The following is a 5,323-nucleotide window of genomic DNA, read 5'->3' as shown; positions in this document are numbered from 1 at the left end:
GCGCACGCCTGCGGCCCCGGACGGTCGGTGTCCGGGGCCGCAGGCGTGCGCGGGTTCGACGGGGAACGCGGGGTGCGGGCTCGACCTGCGGATGCGGTGGCGGCAGCCGGCCGGGCTGCCGCCACCGCCGTCGCCGTCTCGCGGCGGTCAGCCGTTCAGCGCCTCCAGCTCCGCGAGTTGGCCCTCGCGGGTCTCGGCCAGCTCGGCGGCGAGAGCGGTGGTCGCCTCGTCGCTGCCGTTCTCCGCGGCCGAACCGGAGATCATCGCGGCCTGCGCCAGGTGCTCGTGCAGCGCCTCCCGCGCCGCGGCGTCCACGTCCGACGCCCCGGCGATCTCCGCCAGTTGGTCGTCGGTGACCATGCCGGTCATGGCGTGGCCCTCGTGCGGGTTGGTGTCCGGCACCCCCGCGTCGTCCAGGATCGCCCGCAGCCGGGCGGTCTCCTCGGGGTGGGTCTGCGCCAGTTCGGCGGCGAACGCGCCCAACGAGGCGTCGGCGCCTTCCTCCTCGACCAGCTCCAGCAGCAGCATGGTCCGGTCGTTCATCGGCGCCATCAGCTGGAGCCAGGCCAGGTCGGTGCCGCTCAGCCCGTGGTCGGCCTCCTCGGTGTCGACGGTCGCCGGGTCGGTGGCGCCGGCGGCGGGAGCCTCCGCCGCCGGCGTTCCCTCCGGCGCCGCGCCCCGGTCGTCCTCCGCCCCGCAGCCCGTCAGCGGCACGGCCGCCAGCAGGGCCGCCGCCGCGACGGTGGCGACACGACGGGCGCGGCGCGACATCACAGCGGGTTCCCGTCGGCGCCGCACTTCACGATGGCGTTGAGGCAGTCGCGCACCCGGCGCTCCAGCTCCTCCTGCGGCCAGGCGTTGATGAAGTCCGCGTGCATCGTGTAGCCCGGGCCCGAGGCCAGCTCGAACCGCGAGGGGTCGCCGTTGACCGGGTAGCGCACGACCTGTCGCATCTTGGGCACCGGCACCGGGTGGGTCTCCGGGCACTCACCGGCGACCGGGTAGGCCATGTGGCTCTGGTGGTCGGGGGAGTCGAGGTTGACGCCGTCCCAGCACTGCGGGAAGTCCAGGTAGGACTCCAGCGCGCTGTGCTCGGGGCAGTTGACGAAGTCCTTCGACGGCTCCACCTCCCCGGCGTGCAGGCAGGACCAGCGGGCGATCACCGGGTCGTCCGGCCCGGCCACCGCGTTGCCGGCCAGCATCAGCAGGCCCTCGGGGTAGGGCTGGATCCGCTCGGTGACGTCCTGGTTGACGCCCTCGCCGAGGTAGTAGAACGTCGCCTGCTGCGGCTCCACCGGCTCGCCGTCGACGAACAGCGTCGGCATCCAGTACGAGGAGAGGTCGACCAGCGGGTCGCAGGTGGTCTGGCCGGCCTCGATCAGGTCCGCCGCCGTGCTGTGGGCGTCGGTGACGGGCGAGCCGAAGAAGCTGTGCATGTGGGAGGCGCCCGGCAGGCCGGGGAAGACGATCGGGTCGTCGGGCAGCCGGTGGCTGAACTCGCACTCGGCGAGGAACTCCGCGACGCCGTAGCTCTGCGCCGACACCTCGCCCGCCGGCTCGGGGGCGACCTCGGTGTCGTCACCGGCGATGGCGCCGGGGATGCCGGTCAGCTGCAGCGCCGCGACGGCGGCGCCGGCCACGGCCACGGTGAGGAGGCGGTTGCGGGTGCGGCGGCGGGACGTGGGGGGTGAGGTCATGGTCCGGGCTCCTCGGATGGGGGTCGCGTGACTCGTCCGCGGTGGGGGCCCCGGCCGGGGGACCGGCGGGGATGCACGGTGGGCCGCGCACTGGACAGCCGGATGCTATAGCTGGCCGGGGTGCGACCCGGAGCGTTCCGCAAGACATCAGAGAGCGTTCTCTGACGGGGACCCTAAGAGCGCCTTAAGGGACCGTCAAGCCATGCTCAACATTCCCGGAACCCCGTCGCCGAACGGTCGATGGAACCGTTGAAATCACTGCATCGACAGCCAGTTGAGGGTTCCTCCGGCGCGGCACGGAGAATCTCCCCAAACCAGAGAGCGCTCTCTCGCCGTGCGGGAGTTCGGCGCACTTCGCCTTCACCAACCGAAGGGATTTTGCAAGGTGGTCCGGACTGTTCCGGATCTTCTCTGCACGTCTTGACGGCCCACCGCGCGGCGAGTTGACTGCCGCGCACACCGACCGGAACCGGTTCCGGAACCGGTGCCGGTGCGTCGCGTCCCCCACGGGCGCGCCACCGGCCGAGCCACCTGTCCAGGGAGCCCGCCATGCGCGTCACCATCGCCGATGTCGCCCGTACCGCGGCCGTGAGCAAGACCACCGTCTCCCGTGTGCTCAACGGGAAGGGAGAGGTGGACCGCACCACGGCCGAACGCGTCCGGGGCGTCATTGACGAACTCGGCTACGTGCCCAGTTCCCGCGCCGTGAGCCTCGCCCGCGGCAACAGCCGGACCCTCGCCATCCTGGTCCCCTCCCTCGGCTGGCCGTGGATCAGCCAGATCCTGCAAGGGGTCTCCGACACCGTGGAGTCGGCCGGGTACGGCCTGCTGCTGTTCACCTGCAACCGCGGCGAGCAGTCGATGGCCCAGTTCACCAGCCAGGTCACCGCCCGCGCCTTCGACGGGCTGCTGGCCATCGTCCCCGGCGACGCCCTCCCCACGCTGGAGAAGCTGCACGCCCAGGGGCTGCCCGCCGTCGTCATCGACGACCAGGGCCAGCGCCCCCGGCTGCCGTTCGTCGCCACCACCAACGCCGAGGGGGGCGCGGCCGCCGCCCGCCACCTCCTCGACACCGGACGCGTCCGCCCGCTCGTCGTCGCCGGTCCGCCGCGCTTCGGATGCGTCCAGGACCGGCTCACCGGCTTCCGGGCGGCGCTGCGCGAGCGGAACCTCCCCAAGCCCGGCGCCCTCGTCGTCGGCAGCGACTTCACCGTCTCCTCCGGCCGGCGCGCCGTCGAGGGCGTCCTCGCCGAGGGGCGGCCCTTCGACTCGGTGTTCGCGCTGAACGACCAGACGGCGGTCGGCGCCCTCGCCGCGCTGCGCGCCGCCGGCCGCTCGGTCCCCGACGACGTCGCGGTCATCGGCTTCGACGACGTCCCCATGGCCTCCGTCTCCGACCCCCAGCTGACGACCATCCGACAACCGATCCGCCGCATGGGCGAGACCGCCGCCCAGATGCTGCTCCACCACCTCCAGGGGGCGCCGCTGCCCGCCGAGCCGGTCGTCCTGCCGACCGAGCTGGTGGTCCGGGCCTCCGCCCCGAACTGAGGCCGGCCCCCGCACCCCAAGGCCCCGCACCCCCTGCCCGCTCCTCCCGCGGCTGCGCCCCGGCCCCGCCGCCGCGGTCCGGCCTGCCCGACGGCCGCCCGTAATACACCGGTTCACGGCATGTGAACCGCACCCCCACGCATGAGCACGCACGCCACGCACCACCACGCACCACCGAGCACCCAGCAGCGCCCGCACCATCCGGTCACCGCAGCGACCCGCGGTACCCGGCACCCGCACCCGCACCCGTCGTCCGAGGAGCCCACCATGAGAGTCACCCCCCGCAGAGGGAACCGCCGCCGCGGCGCCACCGTCGCGGTCGCCACCGCGGTCGTCCTGAGCACCCTCGCCGCCTGCTCCGGCGGAGGCGGCGGCACCAGCAACGCCGGCCCGCGCGGCGACGGCGTCCTCAACGTCGGCATGCCCAACGCGCCGCAGGCCGACAACAGCAACCCGTTCCTCGCCACCTCGGCCAGTGTCTCGCTGGGCTACCGCGCGATGATCTACGAGCCCCTCGCCATGTACAACGGCATCCGCCCCGCCGAGGACGCCCGGCCCTGGCTGGCGGCCGAGTGGGAGTGGAACGAGGACTTCACCGAGCTGGTGATCACCGCGCAGGACGGCCCCGAGTGGTCGGACGGCACCGCGTTCAGCGCCGCCGACATCGCCTACACCTTCCAACTCGTGATGGACACCCCCGCGTTCAACGGTGCGGCGATCCCCTTCGAGGAGGTCGAGCAGGACGGCGACACCGTCCGGCTCACCTTCGGGGAGTCCCAGTTCGTCAACCAGAACCGCATTCTGGGGACCTACATCGTCCCCGAGCACATCTGGTCGGAGCAGGACTCCCCGGAGACCTGGGAGAACCGCGAGCCGGTGGGCACCGGACCCTACGTGCTGGAGACCTTCACCCCGCAGACCGTCACCCTCACGCGGCGCGACAGCTACTGGCAGGGGCTGCCGGAGGTCGAGGAACTGCGCTACACCTCGTACAACGACAACAACGCGCAGACCACGGCCCTGGCCAACGGCGACTCCGAGTGGTCGTTCGTCTTCATGCCGGACTACGAGAACGTCTACATCGCGAAGAACCCCGACCACCACAACCTCTGGTTCCCCACCAGTCTCGGCGTCCACGGCCTCTGGCTCAACACCGACCAGGAACCGTTCGACGACCCGGCGCTGCGCCGCGCCGTCTCCCAGGTGATCAACCGCGACGACATCCACGTCCAGGCGCACGCCGGGCTCTACCCGGCGCTGGAGAGCCCCACCGGGCTGCCGCTGCCCGCCGGGGAACCGTTCCTCGCCCCCGAGTACCGGGACGCCACGGTGGAGGCCGACGCCGACGCCGCCCGCGCCGAACTCGAGGACGCCGGGTACGACACCTCCGGGGACACCCTGCTCGACCCCGACGGCAACGCCGTCACCGTCGACCTGATCGGTCCGGCCGGCTGGTCCGACTACCTCACCGCGCTGTCGATCATCTCGGACAACCTCGGCGAGATCGGCATCGAGGCCACGCTCAACACCCAGACCGTCGAGTCCTGGCGGACCGCCGTCGACAACGGCGAGTTCGACGCCACCCTGCACTGGACCAACAGCGGCGGCACCCCCTACGACATGTACCAGCACATCATGGACGGCGGGATGTACCACCCCGTCGGCGAGGGCTCGCCCGGCGGCAACTTCGGCCGCTACCAGAACCCCGAGGCGGACGCCGCGCTCGACACCTACGCCACCACCAGCGACGAGGGCGAACGCGAGGAGGCGCTCCACACGTTGCAGCGCATCCTCGTCGAGGACGTGCCGATGGTCCCGACCGTCGCCGGTCCGATCGGCGCCCAGTACAACACCACCAACTGGGTCGGCTGGCCGGACGAGTCCGACCCCTACGGCCCGCCGCAGCCCACCCAGCCCAACGCGCTGGACATCGTGCTGCGTCTGAAGGCCGCCGAGTAGCGGGCGGGACGCGCCGCGGCCGCCCCTCCCCGCCGCCGCGGCGCGCCCGCTCCGCCCCTCCCCGCAGCACGCCTCCCGCAGCACCCCGCACCCCGCACCCCCGCACCGCGCCACCGGGC

Annotated in this window: 4 protein-coding genes; 2 read left to right on the top strand and 2 right to left on the bottom strand. The window is 72.8% G+C overall.

Features of this window, described 5'->3' with window-relative positions:
• Positions 1-147: 147 nt before the first annotated feature.
• The gene (locus HCN52_RS21610; protein ID WP_168090120.1) at positions 148-771 is read right to left on the bottom strand and encodes a DUF305 domain-containing protein; all 624 of its coding nucleotides are present in this window, start codon (positions 769-771) and stop codon (positions 148-150) included.
• Entirely contained in the window at positions 771-1,697 is a 927-nt protein-coding gene (locus HCN52_RS21605; RefSeq protein ID WP_168090119.1) for a DUF1996 domain-containing protein, read from the bottom strand. The genes HCN52_RS21610 and HCN52_RS21605 overlap by 1 nt, the downstream gene beginning before the upstream one ends.
• Before the next feature lie 549 nt (positions 1,698-2,246).
• On the opposite strand from HCN52_RS21605, the gene HCN52_RS21600 reads away from it, so the two are divergent.
• Entirely contained in the window at positions 2,247-3,245 is a 999-nt protein-coding gene (locus HCN52_RS21600; protein ID WP_168090118.1) for a LacI family DNA-binding transcriptional regulator, read from the top strand.
• A 267-nt stretch (positions 3,246-3,512) separates the two neighbouring features.
• Entirely contained in the window at positions 3,513-5,204 is a 1,692-nt protein-coding gene (locus HCN52_RS21595) for an ABC transporter substrate-binding protein (RefSeq protein WP_168090117.1), read from the top strand.
• Positions 5,205-5,323 lie beyond the last annotated feature (119 nt).

Source organism: Streptomyces bohaiensis, from assembly GCF_012033785.1.
GTDB classification, from domain to species: domain Bacteria; phylum Actinomycetota; class Actinomycetes; order Streptomycetales; family Streptomycetaceae; genus Streptomyces; species Streptomyces bohaiensis.
The sequence above is the reverse complement of the archived record's forward strand: the minus strand, read 5'-3'. Positions and strand labels throughout refer to the sequence as shown.

What these genes read in the sequence shown, in the direction of transcription:
- HCN52_RS21610 (WP_168090120.1), bottom strand. Translation starts at nt 771, where the DNA reads ATGTCGCGCCGCGCCCGTCGTGTCGCCACCGTCGCGGCGGCGGCCCTG.
- HCN52_RS21605 (WP_168090119.1), bottom strand. Translation starts at nt 1,697, where the DNA reads ATGACCTCACCCCCCACGTCCCGCCGCCGCACCCGCAACCGCCTCCTC.
- HCN52_RS21600 (WP_168090118.1), top strand. Translation starts at nt 2,247, where the DNA reads ATGCGCGTCACCATCGCCGATGTCGCCCGTACCGCGGCCGTGAGCAAG.
- HCN52_RS21595 (WP_168090117.1), top strand. Translation starts at nt 3,513, where the DNA reads ATGAGAGTCACCCCCCGCAGAGGGAACCGCCGCCGCGGCGCCACCGTC.